The sequence below is a fragment of the Roseicella sp. DB1501 genome (assembly GCF_013112485.1).
In the GTDB taxonomy this organism is placed as follows: domain Bacteria; phylum Pseudomonadota; class Alphaproteobacteria; order Acetobacterales; family Acetobacteraceae; genus Paracraurococcus.
In genome coordinates this window covers 573,474-588,642 of the sequence record NZ_JABFHG010000002.1, presented here as the reverse complement: position 1 = coordinate 588,642, position 15,169 = coordinate 573,474, and the positions used below count along the sequence as shown (strand labels likewise).

The following is a 15,169-nucleotide window of genomic DNA, read 5'->3' as shown; positions in this document are numbered from 1 at the left end:
GTTGGGCTGACGCCCGTTGCCCTGCCGCGGCCTGGCTGCGGCGAGGCGTCACGCGCCTCGACCCTGAAGCGAAGCACAGGGCCCCTGCGGCGACGCGAAGCGGCGTCGCGGGGGAATTCTCAGAGCCGGTAGGCTTGGCGCGCCAGCAGCTTCCAGTTGCCGCCTTCCTTGGTCCAGACCTGCAGCACGCCGATCTTCACCGGCGTGACCTTGCCGGCCGGGCTGACCGTCTCGCCGGTGAAGAGGTGGCGGACGATGGCCTCGTCACTGACGATGGAAATCGTCTGGTCGCTCAGCTCGATCGTCCGGAAGGCGCTCTCGCGGCTGACCAGGTAGTCGATGAACTGCTTCTTGGTCTCGATCCGGCCGGCGGAATGGCCGTAGCTGAGCCCTTCGGCGGTCAGCGCCTCGAGCTGCGGCTTGTCGACGGCGATCATCGCCTTGGTCAGGGCATCAACGGCCTTGGCGACCTGCGCCTGCTCGTCGGATTGGGCGTGCGCGAGGCCAGGCAGCAGCAGCATGGCGGCGCCCGCCATGGCGAGGTGGCGGCGTGCGGGGTTCATGGCGTTTCTCTCCCTTGGCGCGTCTTGCGACGCGGCGCCGCGAGCCTATCGCGGCTGCGCCGGGTTTTGAACGGCCTACCGCCCCGCCCTTCCCCGCGGCGACCGGGCGCGGCATGGTGACCGGGTGGAACCGACCCTGCCGCTCGAGGCGCTGACCGAGCGCCAGCACACCATCCTCACCCTGGCGCGGGAGGCCGGCCGGGTGCAGGTCGAGGAGCTGGCCGGCCGCTTCGGCGTCAGCCCGCAGACCATCCGCAAGGATCTCAACACCCTCTGCGACCGCCGCCTGCTGGCGCGCCAGCATGGCGGGGCGATGCTCGCCTCGGGCGTCGAGAATCTCGGCTACGCCGCCCGCCGCGCCCTGGCGCATGCCGAGAAGCGCCGCATCGCCGTCCGCTGCGCCGCCCTGATCCCGGACGGATCGAGCCTCTTCATCAATATCGGCACGACGACGGAGGAGGTGGCGCGCGCCCTGGTGCATCACCGCAACCTGCTCGTCGTCACCAACAACATCCATGTCGTCTCCATCCTGCTGCCGAGTCCGGGGGTGGAGGTGGTGGTGGCCGGCGGGCCGGTGCGGCGGGCCGATGGCGGCATCGTCGGCGAGGCGACGGTCGACCTCGTCTCGCAGTTCAAGCTGGATTTCGCGGTGATCGGCGCCTCCGCCCTCGACGAGGATGGCAGCCTGCTCGACTTCGACTACCGCGAGGTGCGGGTGGCGCGCGCCATCCTCGGCAATGCGCGGCAGGCGATCCTGGTCGCCGATGCCGGCAAGTTCGAGCGCTCCGCGCCGGTCCGCATCGGCCATGTGGCGCAGCTCCACGGGGTGGTGACCGACCGGCCGCCGCCGCCCCGCTTCACCGCCGCCTGCCGCGAGGCCGGCACCCGGCTGGACATTGCCGGGCCGGAGCTGGACGCGGCAGACGAAAGCGAAATGCCTGAAATCGAAACCCTCTGAGGCGCGGTTGGGGCGCGAAATTTTCGCTTGTCCTTGCGTTTCGGCTTCGGCAAGCTCGCGACCGCGTCCAGGGAACACAGCGTGTCGGCAGCGGGCAACGGCCAGGTCCAGGATCTCCTCGTCATCGGCGGCGGGGTGAATGGCTGCGGCATCGCCCGCGACGCGGCCGGGCGCGGCCTCGCCGTCACCCTGGTCGAGAAGGGCGACCTCGCCGGCGCCACCTCCTCCGCCTCCACCAAGCTGATCCATGGCGGGCTGCGCTATCTCGAGCACCGGGAGTTCCGCCTGGTGCGGGAGGCGCTGATCGAGCGCGAGGTGCTGCTGCGGGCGGCGCCGCACATCGTCTGGCCGCTGCGCTTCGTGCTGCCGCACCACAAGGGGCTGCGGCCCTGGCCGGTGCTGCGGCTCGGCCTCTTCCTCTACGACCATCTGGGCGGGCGGCGCATCCTGCCGCCGACCCGCACGCTCGACCTGCGGCGCGACCCGGCCGGCGCGCCGCTGCAGCCGCAATACCGCCGCGGCTTCGAATATTCCGATTGCTGGGTCGAGGATGCGCGGCTCGTCGTGCTGAACGCGCGCGACGCCGCCGATCGCGGCGCGACGGTGCTGACCCGCATGCGCTGCCTCGCCGCCCGGCGCGAGGACGGGCTCTGGCGGGCGACCCTGCGCGACGAGGCGAACGGCGCGACGCGGGAGGTGACGGCGCGCGCCCTGGTCAATGCCGCCGGCCCCTGGGTGGGCGAGATGCTCGGCGCCGCCGGGCAGAACGCACCGGCGCGGGTGCGGCTGGTCAAGGGCAGCCACATCGTCACCCGCCGGCTCTACGGCCATGACCGCTGCTACATCTTCCAGAATGCCGATGGCCGCATCTGCTTCGCCATCCCCTACGAGGAAGACTTCACCCTCATCGGCACCACCGACGAGGAATTCGCCGGCGACCCCGCCGGCGTGGCGATCTCGGAGGGCGAGACCGCCTATCTCTGCCGCGCCGTCAGCGACTATTTCCGCCAGGCGGTGACGCCGGCCGATGTGGTCTGGAGCTATGCCGGGGTGCGGCCGCTCTACGACGACGGGGCGAGCCGGGCGCAGGAGGCGACGCGGGACTATGTCCTGACCCTCGACGCGCCGGAGGGTGGGGCGCCGCTGCTCTCGGTCTTCGGCGGCAAGATCACCACCTATCGCCGGCTGGCGGAGGCGGCGATGGCCCGGCTGGCGCCGCATCTCCCCGGCCTCGGCGCGCCCTGGACGGCGGGCGCGGCGCTGCCCGGCGGCGATTTTCCCTGGGACGGCGCGCCGCGGCTCGTCGCCGATCTGCGCGCGCGCTACCCCTTCCTCGCCCCGGCCCTGGCCCGCCGGCTGGTGCGGCAATACGGCACGCGCGCCGACGCGGTGCTGGGCGAGGCGCGCAGCATGGCGGCGCTGGGCCGGGATTTCGGCGCCGGGCTGACCGAGCGCGAGGTCGCCTGGCAGATGCGCGAGGAATGGGTGCGCGAACCGGCCGATCTGCTCTGGCGGCGGAGCAAGCTGGGCCTCAGGATCGACGCGGCCGGGCAGGCGGCGCTGGCGGGCTACCTGGCCGGCGCCGCGGAGCGCGCGGGGAGGGCGGCGGAATGAGCATCCTGCTGGAGGGGCTCGGCCTTGCCGCCGGCTACCAGGCGGTGCTGCATCCGGTCAGCCTCGAGCTCGCGGCCGGCCGGCCGAACGTGCTGCTCGGCCCGACCGGCGCCGGCAAGACCACGCTGCTGCGGCTGCTGGCCGGCCTCGACCGGCCGAGCGAGGGCCGGCTGCTCGACCGCGGCCGCGACGTGACCGGGCTGCCGCCGCGCCGGCGCAGCGTCGCCATGGTCTACCAGCAATTCATCAATTACCCCTCCTTCACCGTCTTCGAGAACATCGCCGCGCCGCTGCGCGTCGCCCGGCTGCCTCGGGCGGAGATCGAGGCGCGGGTGCAGGAGGCGGCGCGGCTGCTGCGGCTCGACCCCTATCTCGACCGCCGGCCGCTGGCCCTGTCCGGCGGGCAGCAGCAGCGCACGGCGATCGCCCGGGCGCTGGTCCGCCGGGCGGCGCTGGTGCTGATGGACGAGCCGCTGGCCAATCTCGACTACAAGCTGCGCGAGGAATTGCGGGAGGAGCTGCCGCGGCTCTTCGCCGAGAGCGGCAGCGTCTTCGTCTATGCGACGACCGAGCCGGCCGAGGCGCTGCTGCTCGGCGGCCATGCCGCCACCCTCTCCGAGGGACGGGTCACGCAATTCGGCCCGGCCGGGTCGGTGTTCCGCCGCCCCGCCGACCTCGCCACCGCCCGCGTCTTCTCCGACCCGCCGCTGAACGAGGCGCCGGCGCGGCTGCAGGAGGGACGGCTGCTCTTCGGCGCTGGCGCCGCAATCCCGGCGCCGGCGCCGGACCTGCCGGCGGGGCCCTGCACCATCGGCATCCGCGCGCATCAGCTCTCCCTCGAGCCGCTTCCCGGCGCGGTGGCGCTGCCGGCGACGGTGCGGGTCGCCGAGGTCACCGGCTCCGAGAGCTACGTGCATCTCGATGTCGGTGGCCTCGCCTGGGTGGTGCTCGCGCCCGGCATCCGGCGGCCCGAGCCGGGCGCGGCGGCGACCGTCTGGCTCGACCCGCGGCGCTGCCTGGTCTTCGGCGGCGACGGCCGGCTCGCCGCCGTCGCGGCGCTGGCGGAGGCGGCCTGATGGCGCGCATCGCCTTCGACAGGCTGGCGCATGCCTATGCCGGGGGCGGCGGCTATGCGCTGAAGCCGATGGACATGGTCTGGGAGGATGCCGGCGCCTATGCGCTGCTTGGCCCCTCGGGTTGCGGCAAGACGACCCTGCTCAACATCGTCTCCGGCCTGATCCATCCGAGCGCCGGGCGCGTGCTCTTCGACGGCATCGACGTCACCGCCCTGCCGACCGAGCGACGCAATGTCGCGCAGGTCTTCCAGTTCCCGGTGGTCTACGACACCATGACGGTGCGGGAGAATCTCGCCTTTCCGCTGCGCAACCGCGGCGTGCCGGCGGTGGCGGCGCGGGCGCGGGTGGAGCATGTGGCCGGGCTGCTCGGCCTCGCCCGCGACCTCGACCGGCGGGCGCGCAACCTCGGCGCCGACGAGAAGCAGAAGATCTCCCTCGGCCGCGGCCTGGTGCGGGACGACGTCGCCGCCATCCTGTTCGACGAGCCGCTGACCGTCATCGACCCGCACCTGAAATGGGAGCTGCGCTCGCGGCTGAAGGAGCTGCACCGGCAGGTGCCGGTGACGATGATCTACGTCACCCATGACCAGACCGAGGCGCTGACCTTCGCCGACCGGGTGGTGGTGATGAGCGAGGGCGAGGTGCTGCAGATCGGCACGCCGGAGGCGCTGTTCGACCGGCCGTCGCACCGCTTCGTCGGGCATTTCATCGGCAGCCCGGGCATGAATTTCCTGCCCTGCACGGTGATCGGCGACGCGGCGCTGCTGCCGGGCGGCGAGCGCATCGCCCTGCCGCGGGCCTATCCGGTGCTGCAGGGCCGCGTCGAGCTGGGCATCCGGCCGGAATTCGCCAGTCTTGCCCCGGCGGGGTCGCAGGCGGGCCTGCCGGCGCGGCTGCAGCGGGTGGAGGATCTCGGCCGGCGCCGCATCGCGCGGCTCGACCTCGCCGGGCAGCCCTTCGCGGCGACGCTGCCCGAGGGGATGCCGGTGCCGTCCGAGCCGCGCGTCGCGCTCGATCCGGCGCGGCTGCATGTCTATGCCGATGGCCGGCTGACCGTGGGGGAGGGCTGAGCATGGCGAAGCCGCGCGACGACCGCGCCTGGGTGCTGGTGCTGCCGGTGCTGCTGCTGGTCGCCTTCTCCGCCCTCATCCCGATGATGACCGTGGTCAACTACTCGGTGCAGGACAGCTTCGGGAACAACCAGTTCTTCTGGAACGGCACCGGCTGGTTCCGGGAATTGCTCGATCCCGCCACCGAGCTCGGCGGCCGCTTCTTCGACGCGTTGTGGCGCACGCTGCTGTTCAGCGCCCTCTGCCTGCTGATCGAGATCCCGCTCGGCATCGCCGTCGCGCTCACCCTGCCGCGCCGGGGCTGGGGCGTCGCCGTCTCGCTGGTGGTGCTCGCCCTGCCGCTGCTCATCCCCTGGAACGTGGTCGGCACCATCTGGCAGGTCTTCGCGCGGCGCGACATCGGGCTGCTCGGCGCCGCGGTGAACGGGCTCGGCATCGACTACAACTACGCGCAGGACCCGCTCGCCGCCTGGGTGACGGTGGTGGCGATGGATGTCTGGCACTGGACCTCGCTGGTCGTGCTGCTCTGCTATGCCGGGCTGCGCGCCATCCCCGACGCCTATTACCAGGCGGCCAAGGTGGACGGCGCCGGCGCCTGGGCGGTGTTCCGCGCCATCCAGCTGCCGAAGCTGCGGCGGGTCCTGACCATCGCCGTGCTGCTCCGCTTCATGGACAGCTTCATGATCTACACCGAGCCCTTCGTGGTGACGGGCGGCGGGCCGGGCAATGCGACGACCTTCCTCTCGATCGACCTCGTCAAGCTCGCGCTCGGCCAGTTCGACCTCGGCAAGGCGGCGGCCATGTCGATCGTCTACAACCTGATCATCCTGACGGTCTGCTGGGTGTTCTTCGCCACCACCACGCGTGGCCAGAGCGAGGCGGTCCAGGGGACGGCGCAAGGGGCGGGGCGATGAGCGCGGCGCAGCCGGGGGCGCTGGCCAGGCCGGCGGCGCGGCCCCGCGCCGGGGCGGCGCCGCGGGCGGGGGCGGCGCGGGCCCTGTTGCCGCGGATCGGGCTCGGCCTCTACCTGCTGTTTCTGCTGGTGCCGATCTACTGGCTCGTCAACATGAGCCTGAAGACCAATTTCGAGATCAGCGGCGGCATGACCCTCTGGCCGCAGAACCCGACGCTGGAGAACTACCGCCGCATCTTCACCGACAGCTCCTGGTACGGCGGCTACATCAATAGCCTGACCTACGTGCTGCTGAACATGGCGATCTCGCTCGCCGTGGCGCTGCCGGCCGCCTATGCCTTCAGCCGCTACCGCTTCCTCGGCGACAAGCACCTGTTCTTCTGGCTGCTCTCCAACCGCATGGCGCCGCCCGCGGTCTTCGCGCTGCCCTTCTTCCAGCTCTACAGCGCGGTCGGGCTGTTCGACACGCCCTGGGCGGTGGCGCTGGCGCATTGCGTCTTCAATGTCCCGCTGGCGGTCTGGATCCTGGAAGGCTTCATGTCCGGCGTGCCGCGCGAGATCGACGAGATGGCGGCGATCGACGGCTGGTCCTTCCCGGCCTTCTTCGTGCGGATCTTCATGCCGCTGGTCGCGGGCGGCATCGGCGTCGCCGCCTTCTTCTGCTTCATGTTCTCCTGGGTGGAACTGCTGCTGGCGCGGACCCTGACGACGGTGAACGCCAAGCCGATCGTCGCCACCATGACGCGCACCGTCTCCGCCGCCGGGATGGACTGGGGCCTGCTCGCCGCGGCGGGGGTGCTCACCATCCTCCCCGGCATCGTCGTCATCTGGTTCGTCCGCAACCACATCGCGCGCGGCTTCGCGCTGGGCAGGGTCTGATGGCGCTCGACTGGATGGCCTGGACCTCGGAGACGGCGCTGTTCTTCGCGCTGCTCTTCGCCACCCTGGCGGCGATGACTGCGCTCGCCATCCTGCGGCCGGAGACCGAGCGCGTCGGCATCCTCGGCCTGCCGACCACGCGCGGCGACCGGCTGTTCCTGACCTTGCTCGGCGCCGCCTTCATCCATCTCGCCTGGCTGGCGCTCGCCGGCGAGGCGCCGCTCTGGGGCGCGAGCCTCGTCTCCCTGATCTACGGCGCGGCGATGTTCCGCTGGGCCTGACCTGGTACACGCCCGGCGGGGGCCGGGCGCGGGCGAAGGAGGAAACAGGAATGACCATCCACACGCCGCTCGACCGGCGCCGGCTGCTGCTCGGCAGCGCCGCCGCCATCGCCGCGCCGGCCCTGATGCTGCGGCCGCGGCACAGCCTGGCCCAGGGAATCGACGCCGCCCGCCGCTGGGTGGATGGCGAGTTCCAGCCCAGCACGCTCTCGAAAGAGCAGCAGATGCAGGAGATGGAGTGGTTCGCCCGTGCCGCCCAGCCCTATCGCGGCCAGGACATCAACGTGGTGTCGGAGACGATCACCACGCATGAATACGAGGCGCGGACGCTCGCCAAGGCCTTCTCCGAGATCACCGGCATCAACCTGCGGCACGACCTGCTGCAGGAAGGCGACGTCGTCGAGAAGATCCAGACCCAGATGCAGTCGGGGCGCAACCTCTACGATGCCTGGGTGAACGACAGCGACCTGATCGGCACGCATGTCCGCTACCAGCAGGCGGTGCCGCTCAGCGACTGGATGACGGGCGAGGGCAAGGACCAGACCCTGCCGACGCTCGACATCGAGGATTTCATCGGCCGCGGCTTCTGCACCGGGCCGGACGGCAAGCTGTACCAGCTGCCGGACCAGCAATTCGCCAACCTCTACTGGTTCCGCTACGACTGGTTCAGCCGGCCGGCCATCAGGGACGCCTTCAAGAAGAAGTTCGGCTACGAGCTCGGCGTGCCGGTGAACTGGTCCGCCTATGAGGACATCGCCGAGTTCTTCACCAACGACGTCAGGGAGATCGATGGCGTCAAGGTCTACGGCCATATGGACTATGGCAAGAAGGACCCGTCGCTCGGCTGGCGCTTCACCGATGCCTGGCTGTCCATGGCCGGCAACGGCGATCGCGGCATCCCGAACGGCAAGCCGGTCGATGAATGGGGCATCCGCATGGAGGGCTGCCGGCCGACCGGCTCCTCCATCGAGCGCGGCGGCGACACCAACGGCCCGGCGGCGGTCTATGCCATCACCAAATACGTGGAGTGGCTGAAGAAATACGCGCCGCCCGAGGCGGCCGGCATGACCTTCAGCGAGTCCGGCCCGGTCCCGGCCCAGGGCAACATCGCGCAGCAGGTCTTCTGGTACACCGCCTTCACCGCCGACATGGTCAAGCCCGGCCTGCCGGTGGTGGATGCGCAGGGGCTGCCGAAATGGCGCATGGCGCCGAGCCCGCACGGCGCCTACTGGAAGGAGGGGATGAAGCTCGGCTACCAGGATGCCGGCTCCTGGACCCTGCTGAAGTCGACGCCGGTCGACCGCCGCCGTGCCGCCTGGCTCTACGCGCAGTTCTGCGTCTCGAAATCGACCAGCCTGAAGAAGAGCCATGTCGGCCTCACCTTCATCCGCGAGAGCGACATCTGGCACCCCTCCTTCACCGAGAGGGCGCCGAAGCTCGGCGGGCTGGTGGAGTTCTACCGCTCCCCGGCGCGGGTGCAGTGGACGCCGACCGGCGTGAACATCCCGGACTACCCGAAGCTGGCGCAGCTCTGGTGGCAGAATATCGGCGATGCCTCCTCCGGCGCGAAGACGCCGCAGGCCGCCATGGATGCGCTGGCCACGGCGCAGGACAGCGTGCTCGAGCGGCTGCAACGCGCCAATGTCCAGGGCGAGTGCGGGCCGAAGCTGAACCCGAAGACCAGCGCCGAGCACTGGTACGAGCAGGCGAAGAAGGACGGCAACATCGCGCCGCAGCGCAAGCTGGCGAATGAGAAGCCGAAGGGCGAGACGGTGGACTACGACACGCTGATCCGCAGCTGGCCGGCCAGCCCGCCGAAGCGCGCCTGACCCTGGACCATGGGGCGGCGCGCCTGCGGGTGGCGTCGCCCCATGCCATGCCATTTTCCCGCCGCGACGGGGATGCCGATCCTCCGTCCGGCCCTCACCAGGACCCCGAGCATGTCCGCTGGCCATATCCTCGCCCTCGACCAGGGCACCACCTCGACCCGCGCGATCCTCTTCAGCACCCCTGGGCTCGCGCCCGTCGCCATGGCGCAGCAGGAATTCCGCCAGCACTACCCGGCCTCGGGCTGGGTGGAGCACGATGCGGAGGATCTCTGGGAGAGCTCCCTCGCGGTCATGCGCGAGGCCATCGACCATGCCGGGCTGCGGCCGCAGGACATCGCCGGCATCGGCATCGCCAATCAGCGCGAGACCACGCTGCTCTGGGACCGCCGCACCGGCCGGGCGATCCATCGCGCCATCGTCTGGCAGGACCGGCGCACCGCCGCCGCCTGCGCCGCCCTGCGCGAGGCGGGGCATGCCGAGGCGGTCGCGGCCAGCACCGGCCTGCTCATCGACCCGTATTTCTCGGCCACCAAGCTCACCTGGCTGCTCGACCACGTGGCCGGGGCGCGGGAGGCGGCGGAGCGGGGCGAGCTCGCCTTCGGCACCGTCGACAGCTTCCTGCTCTGGCGCCTGACCGGCGGCCGGGTGCATGCGACGGATGCGACCAACGCCGCCCGCACCATGCTCTTCGACATCCGCGCCGGGCGCTGGGACCCGGCGATGTGCGCGCTGCACCGCGTCCCGATGTCGCTGCTGCCGGAGGTGCGCGACTGCGCTGCCGAGTTCGGCAGGGCGGAGGCCGGGCTGCTCGGCGCCGCCATCCCGGTGCGCGGCATCGCCGGCGACCAGCAGGCGGCGACGCTCGGCCAGGCCTGCTTCCGCCCGGGCATGCTGAAATCCACCTACGGCACCGGCTGCTTCGCGCTGCTGAACACCGGCGAGGTGCCGGTCGCCTCGCGCCACCGGCTGCTGACCACCATCGCCTATCAGCTCGGCGGCCGGCGGACCTATGCGCTGGAGGGCGCGATCTTCGTCGCGGGCGCCGCGGTGCAATGGCTGCGCGACGGGCTCGGGATCATCCAGGATGCGGCGGAGAGCGGCACCTTGGCCGCCAGCTCGGACCCGGCGCAGCGGCTCTACCTGGTGCCGGCCTTCGTCGGGCTCGGCGTGCCGCATTGGGATGCCGAGGCGCGCGGCGCCATCCATGGGCTGACCCGCGCCTCCGGCCCGGCCGATTTCGCCCGCGCCGCGCTCGAGAGCGTCGGCTACCAGACGCGCGACCTGCTGATCGCCATGCAGGCCGACCTCGCCGGCGCCGAGGCCACCGCCGCCGCGACCCCGGCGGGCGCCGGAGCGGCGGGGGCGAGCAGCGTGCTGCGCGTCGATGGCGGCATGGTGGCCTCCGACTGGACCATGCAGTTCCTCGCCGACATCCTCGGCGCGCCGGTCGACCGGCCGGTGGTGCGGGAGACGACGGCGCTCGGCGCCGCCTATCTGGCCGGGCTGCAGGCGGGGCTCTGCCCGGCGCCGGAGGCGTTCGCCGCGAGCTGGCGGCTCGACCGCCGCTTCACCCCGGACATGCTGCAGGCGGAGCGCGAGGCGGCCTATGCCGGCTGGCAGCGGGCGGTGCGGCGCACGCTGTCGGACTATCCATAAACGGCAAAAGGGGCAGGCCTGGCGGCCCGCGCCTTCCGATCCCGCAGGACGAGGTCCCGGGTATCAGCTCTTCTTCATCGCCTTCTGCAGGTTCTCGTCCAGCTTGACGAGGAAGGCCTGGGTGTTGAGCCAGGGCTGGTCCTTGCCGATGAGCAGAGCGAGGTCCTTGGTCATGGAGCCGCTCTCGACGGTATCGACGCAGACCTTCTCCAGCGCCTCGGCGAAGGCGACGACGTCCGGGGTGTCGTCGAACTTGCCGCGATAGGCGAGGCCGCGGGTCCAGGCGAAGATCGAAGCGATCGGGTTGGTGCTGGTCTCGCGGCCCTTCTGGTGCTCGCGGTAGTGGCGGGTGACGGTGCCGTGCGCCGCCTCCGACTCCACCGTCTGGCCGTCCGGGGAGAGCAGCACCGAGGTCATCAGGCCGAGGCTGCCGAAGCCCTGCGCCACGATGTCGGACTCGACGTCGCCGTCGTAATTCTTGCAGGCCCAGACATAGCCGCCTTCCCACTTCAGGGCGGTGGCCACCATGTCGTCGATCAGCCGGTCCTCGTAGGTCAGGCCCTTCGCCTTGTACTGGTCGGCGAATTCGGTGTCGTAGATGCGACGGAAGATGTCCTTGAACTCGCCGTCATAGGCCTTGAGGATCGTGTTCTTGTGGCTGAAGTACACGCTGTAGCCGCGCGCCAGGCCATAGTTGAGCGAGGCGCGGGCGAAGCCCTCGATGCTGGCGCGGGTGTTGTGCATGCCCATCAGCACGCCGCCACCGGCCGGGAAGTTGGTCACCTCGAGCTCGATCGGCTGGCCGCCATCCGCCGGCGTCCAGGTCAGCGTCGCCTTGCCCGGGCCGGGGATCTTGGTCTCGGCGGCGCGGTAGATGTCGCCATAGGCGTGGCGGCCGATGACGATCGGCTTCGACCAGTGCGGCACCAGCCGCGGCACGTTCGAGCAGATGATCGGCTCGCGGAAGATGGTGCCGTCGAGGATGTTGCGGATGGTGCCGTTCGGGCTCCGCCACATCTTCTTCAGGCCGAACTCCTTCACCCGCGCCTCGTCCGGGGTGATGGTCGCGCATTTCACGCCGACGCCGTACTGCTTGGTGGCATTGGCGGCGTCCACCGTCACCTGGTCGTCGGTCTGGTCGCGGTACTGGATGCCGAGGTCGTAATACTTCAGGTCGATGTCGAGATAGGGCAGGATCAGCTTGTCCTTGATGAACCCCCAGATGATCCGGGTCATCTCGTCGCCATCCATCTCGACGACCGGGGTCTTCACCTTGATCTTCGCCATGCCACGCCCTCGTGCTCTGCGGCCGCTGCGGTCCCCGCCCGGCCGGGCTCATTCGACGGGCCGGAACATCGCACCGGGCCGGGGCAGGGGCAAGGGCCGCCCCGGCGGGTCGTGGCGGTCCCGGTCCGTTACTGGTCGAGCCGGATGTCGTGCTCGCGGATGATCCGGCCGAGGGTCGCTGTGTCGGCGCGGAGCTGGCTGCGGAAGGCGGCCGCGCCCTCGGTCTTCACCTCGGCGCCGAGCTCGGCGATGCGGCTGCGGACCGCCGGCTCCTGCATCGCCGCGCGCAGCATCGCCTCCAGCCGCGCCACCTGCTCGGGCGGGGTCTGGCCCTGGACCAGCACGCCCTGCCAGGTACCGGCATTGGCCTGCGGCCAGCCGAGCTCGGCATAGGTCGGCAGGTCCGGCAGCGCCGCCAGCCGGTGCGGGCCGGAGACGGCGATGCCGCGCATCTGCCCTTGCGCGACATAGGGCATGGATTGCGTCGCCCCGGCCATGGTCAGGTCCGCCTCGCCGCTGGCGACCGCGAGCAGGGCCGGCGCGCCGCCGCGATAGGGCACATGCGTCGCCTCGCTGCCCCAGGCGGAGGCGAGCGCCACCGCGACCAGGTGGCTCAGCGTGCCGGCGCCCGAATTGGCGAAGTTGAGCTTGCCCGGATTGGCCTTGGCATAGGCGGCCAGCCCCGCCGCATCGGCGACCGGCAGCGTCTTGCTCGCCGCCAGGATGTAGGGCGCGTAGATCAGCATGCTGACCGTGGCGAGGTCCTTCTCCACATCATAGGGCAGGCGTGCGAAGAGGAAGGGGTTGGTCGCCAGCACGCTGACATCGAGCAGCAGCAGGGTATGCCCGTCCGGCGGGCTCTTCGAGACCAGGTCGGCGCCGATATTGCCGCCGGCGCCGGCGCGGTTCTCGACCACCACCGGCTGCCCCGCCGCCTGGCCGAGCGGGGTGGCGATCAGCCGCGCCAGGATGTCGCTGGTGCCGCCGGGGGCGTTGGGGACGATGATGCGGAGCGGGTGGTCGAAGCCCGACGGAGACCCGGGCGTCGCCCCTTGGGCACGGGGGATGGCGGGCAGGGCCAGCGCGCCCGCGGCGGCGAGCAGGTGGCGTCGGTGCATCTGTTCCTCCCGGTGCGCTGGTCGGTGCGCTGGTTCCGCATGCTCGCCGGGCCGCCGCGGCGGCGGTCCCGGTTCGCCCGGCAGCATCCTCGCGCCGGCGCAACCGTCGCGGCAAGCGCCATCGGCGTGGTGAGGCCGGCGGCGGGGGCAGGCGAGGGCGAGGGAACCGTGCCGGCGCGCGGGAAATGTGACAAATGGATGACCGCCCGCCCTGTCGCCCGTTGCGACCCGATGCCGGCCTGCCCAAGGGAACAGCCCCGGATGATGCACTGGTTCCGCCGCCTGATGCCGCGCGAGGAGCGGTTCTTCGAGATGTTCGCCCGCCATGCCGAGGCCGTCATGCGCGGGGCTCGGGCGCTGCGCGGCATGCTCGAGGGCGGCGAGGCGGTGCAGCGCCACTATGCGGCGGTCCTTGCCGCCGAGGACGATGCCGATGCGGTGACGCGCGAGGTGGTGCAGGCGGTCCGCCGCACCTTCGTCACCCCCTTCGACCGCGGCGACATCCAGACCCTGATCGGGCGCATGGACGATGCGGTCGACCAGATGAAGAAGGCGGCGAAGGCGATCGTGCTGTTCGAGATGACCGAGTTCGACGACGAGCTGCGGCGCATGGGCGACGCCATCGAGCGCTGCGCCGCGCTGCTGCGGGAGACGGTGCCGCTGCTCTCGGCCATCGGCCAGAACGCCGGGCGGATCAACGAGTATTGCGAGCAGATCCGCCGCATCGAGGGCGAGGCGGACGACATCCACGATGCCGGGGTGACCGAGCTGTTCCGCCGCGCGCCGCCCGAGGGGGCGCTGCGCTTCATCGCGGCGCGCGAGGTCTTCGACCAGCTCGAGAAGATCGTGGACCGCTTCGACGACGCGGCGAACGAGATCGAGGGCATCGTGGTCGAGCACGTCTGAGCCGGGCCGATGGACGCGCATCTCGCCCTGCCGCTGCTCTACGGCCTGGTGGCCGTGGCGCTGCTCTTCGACTTCCTCAACGGGCTGCACGACGCGGCCAATTCCATCGCCACCATCGTCTCGACCCGGGTGCTGCGCCCGCAATACGCCGTGCTCTGGGCCGCGGGCTTCAACTTCATCGCCTTCCTCTTCTTCGGCCTGCACGTGGCGCAGACCATCGGCACCGGCATTGTCGAGGCCTCGGTCATCGACCCGCGGGTGATCTTCGGGGCGCTGGTCGGCGCCATCGCCTGGAACCTCGTCACCTGGCGCTTCGGCATTCCCTCCAGCTCCTCGCATGCGCTGGTCGGCGGCATCGTCGGCGCCGGCACGGCCAAGGCCGGCATCGGCGCCATCGTCTGGTCGGGGCTCGGCAAGACGCTGCTGGCCATCGTGCTCTCGCCGGCGCTCGGGCTGCTGCTGGCGCTGCTGCTGGTGCTGGTGGTCTCCTGGGTCTTCTCCCGCAGTACCCCCTTCGCCGTCGACAGCACCTTCCGCATCCTGCAATTCGGCTCCGCCTCGCTCTACTCGCTCGGCCATGGCGGCAACGACGCGCAGAAGACCATGGGCATCATCGCCGTGCTGCTCTACTCGCAGGGGATGCTGGAGGGCGGCTTCCACGTGCCGCTCTGGGTGGTGCTGGCCTGCCAGGCAGCGATGGCGTTCGGCACGCTCTTCGGCGGCTGGCGCATCGTCCACACCATGGGCTCGCGCATCACCCGCCTCACGCCCATGCAGGGCTTCTGCGCCGAGACGGGCGGCGCCATCACGCTGTTCCTGGCGACCGAGCTTGGCGTGCCGGTCTCGACCACCCACACCATCACCGGCGCCATCATCGGCGTCGGCACCGCCCGGCGCGCCTCGGCGGTGCGCTGGGGTGTCGCCGGCAACATCGTCGTCGCCTGGGTGGTGACCATGCCGGCGGCGGCCGCGATCGCCGCCGCCGCCTATCTGCTGGCCGGCCTCGGGGGGTAGGGCGC

General features: G+C 71.3%; 14 protein-coding genes. 11 read left to right on the top strand and 3 right to left on the bottom strand.

What is annotated here, in order from left to right:
- Nucleotides 1-119: 119 nt before the first annotated feature.
- Nucleotides 120-563: a nuclear transport factor 2 family protein gene (locus tag HJG45_RS06185; RefSeq protein WP_171611200.1), complete on the bottom strand. Its 444-nt coding sequence runs from the start codon at nucleotides 561-563 to the stop codon at nucleotides 120-122.
- 124 nt (nucleotides 564-687) lie between these two features.
- Between HJG45_RS06185 and HJG45_RS06180 the strand changes: the two genes are divergently transcribed.
- From HJG45_RS06180 to glpK, 9 genes are all read left to right on the top strand, one after another.
- The gene (locus HJG45_RS06180; protein WP_408902011.1) at nucleotides 688-1,521 is read left to right on the top strand and encodes a DeoR/GlpR family DNA-binding transcription regulator; all 834 of its coding nucleotides are present in this window, start codon (nucleotides 688-690) and stop codon (nucleotides 1,519-1,521) included.
- An 81-nt stretch (nucleotides 1,522-1,602) separates the two neighbouring features.
- On the top strand, nucleotides 1,603-3,135 hold the full coding sequence (glpD, locus tag HJG45_RS06175) for a glycerol-3-phosphate dehydrogenase (RefSeq protein WP_171611199.1): 1,533 nt from the start codon (nucleotides 1,603-1,605) through the stop codon (nucleotides 3,133-3,135).
- Nucleotides 3,132-4,211 carry an ABC transporter ATP-binding protein gene (locus tag HJG45_RS06170; RefSeq protein ID WP_171611198.1) on the top strand — a complete coding sequence of 360 codons (1,080 nt, stop codon included), beginning with the start codon at nucleotides 3,132-3,134 and terminating at the stop codon, nucleotides 4,209-4,211. Before glpD ends, HJG45_RS06170 begins: the two co-directional genes overlap by 4 nt.
- Nucleotides 4,211-5,281: an ABC transporter ATP-binding protein gene (locus HJG45_RS06165; protein WP_171611197.1), complete on the top strand. Its 1,071-nt coding sequence runs from the start codon at nucleotides 4,211-4,213 to the stop codon at nucleotides 5,279-5,281. Before HJG45_RS06170 ends, HJG45_RS06165 begins: the two co-directional genes overlap by 1 nt.
- Nucleotides 5,282-5,283: 2 nt before the next feature.
- On the top strand, nucleotides 5,284-6,195 hold the full coding sequence (locus HJG45_RS06160; protein WP_171611196.1) for a carbohydrate ABC transporter permease: 912 nt from the start codon (nucleotides 5,284-5,286) through the stop codon (nucleotides 6,193-6,195).
- Entirely contained in the window at nucleotides 6,192-7,073 is an 882-nt protein-coding gene (locus HJG45_RS06155) for a carbohydrate ABC transporter permease (RefSeq protein ID WP_171611195.1), read from the top strand. The genes HJG45_RS06160 and HJG45_RS06155 overlap by 4 nt, the downstream gene beginning before the upstream one ends.
- Complete coding sequence (locus HJG45_RS06150; protein ID WP_171611194.1) at nucleotides 7,073-7,354, top strand: DUF2160 domain-containing protein; 282 nt, start codon at nucleotides 7,073-7,075, stop codon at nucleotides 7,352-7,354. Before HJG45_RS06155 ends, HJG45_RS06150 begins: the two co-directional genes overlap by 1 nt.
- A gap of 50 nt (nucleotides 7,355-7,404) precedes the next feature.
- Nucleotides 7,405-9,183 (top strand): ABC transporter substrate-binding protein, encoded by a 1,779-nt coding sequence (locus tag HJG45_RS06145; RefSeq protein WP_171611193.1) that lies wholly within the window; start codon nucleotides 7,405-7,407, stop codon nucleotides 9,181-9,183.
- A gap of 111 nt (nucleotides 9,184-9,294) precedes the next feature.
- Entirely contained in the window at nucleotides 9,295-10,839 is a 1,545-nt protein-coding gene (gene glpK / locus HJG45_RS06140; protein WP_171611192.1) for a glycerol kinase GlpK, read from the top strand.
- A 63-nt stretch (nucleotides 10,840-10,902) separates the two neighbouring features.
- Here the strand turns inward: glpK and HJG45_RS06135 are convergent, their stop codons facing one another.
- Together HJG45_RS06135 and HJG45_RS06130 are read right to left on the bottom strand one after the other, a co-directional pair.
- A complete protein-coding gene (locus HJG45_RS06135) occupies nucleotides 10,903-12,126 on the bottom strand; it encodes an NADP-dependent isocitrate dehydrogenase (RefSeq protein WP_171611191.1) in 1,224 nt (407 codons plus the stop codon).
- 128 nt (nucleotides 12,127-12,254) lie between these two features.
- On the bottom strand, nucleotides 12,255-13,244 hold the full coding sequence (locus HJG45_RS06130; RefSeq protein ID WP_171611190.1) for a tripartite tricarboxylate transporter substrate binding protein: 990 nt from the start codon (nucleotides 13,242-13,244) through the stop codon (nucleotides 12,255-12,257).
- Between the two features lie 261 nt (nucleotides 13,245-13,505).
- Between HJG45_RS06130 and HJG45_RS06125 the strand changes: the two genes are divergently transcribed.
- Nucleotides 13,506-14,150 (top strand): DUF47 domain-containing protein, encoded by a 645-nt coding sequence (locus HJG45_RS06125; RefSeq protein ID WP_171611189.1) that lies wholly within the window; start codon nucleotides 13,506-13,508, stop codon nucleotides 14,148-14,150.
- Nucleotides 14,151-14,159: 9 nt separating this feature from the next.
- Complete coding sequence (locus HJG45_RS06120) at nucleotides 14,160-15,164, top strand: inorganic phosphate transporter (RefSeq protein WP_171611188.1); 1,005 nt, start codon at nucleotides 14,160-14,162, stop codon at nucleotides 15,162-15,164.
- The last annotated feature ends 5 nt before the right edge of the window (nucleotides 15,165-15,169 follow it).

Coding starts and splice junctions, on each gene's coding strand:
- glpK (WP_171611192.1), top strand. CDS start 9,295: ATGTCCGCTGGCCATATCCTCGCCCTCGACCAGGGCACCACCTCGACC.
- HJG45_RS06145 (WP_171611193.1), top strand. CDS start 7,405: ATGACCATCCACACGCCGCTCGACCGGCGCCGGCTGCTGCTCGGCAGC.
- HJG45_RS06130 (WP_171611190.1), bottom strand. CDS start 13,244: ATGCACCGACGCCACCTGCTCGCCGCCGCGGGCGCGCTGGCCCTGCCC.
- HJG45_RS06170 (WP_171611198.1), top strand. CDS start 3,132: ATGAGCATCCTGCTGGAGGGGCTCGGCCTTGCCGCCGGCTACCAGGCG.
- HJG45_RS06155 (WP_171611195.1), top strand. CDS start 6,192: ATGAGCGCGGCGCAGCCGGGGGCGCTGGCCAGGCCGGCGGCGCGGCCC.
- HJG45_RS06150 (WP_171611194.1), top strand. CDS start 7,073: ATGGCGCTCGACTGGATGGCCTGGACCTCGGAGACGGCGCTGTTCTTC.
- HJG45_RS06120 (WP_171611188.1), top strand. CDS start 14,160: ATGGACGCGCATCTCGCCCTGCCGCTGCTCTACGGCCTGGTGGCCGTG.
- HJG45_RS06125 (WP_171611189.1), top strand. CDS start 13,506: ATGATGCACTGGTTCCGCCGCCTGATGCCGCGCGAGGAGCGGTTCTTC.
- HJG45_RS06185 (WP_171611200.1), bottom strand. CDS start 563: ATGAACCCCGCACGCCGCCACCTCGCCATGGCGGGCGCCGCCATGCTG.
- HJG45_RS06165 (WP_171611197.1), top strand. CDS start 4,211: ATGGCGCGCATCGCCTTCGACAGGCTGGCGCATGCCTATGCCGGGGGC.
- HJG45_RS06160 (WP_171611196.1), top strand. CDS start 5,284: ATGGCGAAGCCGCGCGACGACCGCGCCTGGGTGCTGGTGCTGCCGGTG.
- HJG45_RS06135 (WP_171611191.1), bottom strand. CDS start 12,126: ATGGCGAAGATCAAGGTGAAGACCCCGGTCGTCGAGATGGATGGCGAC.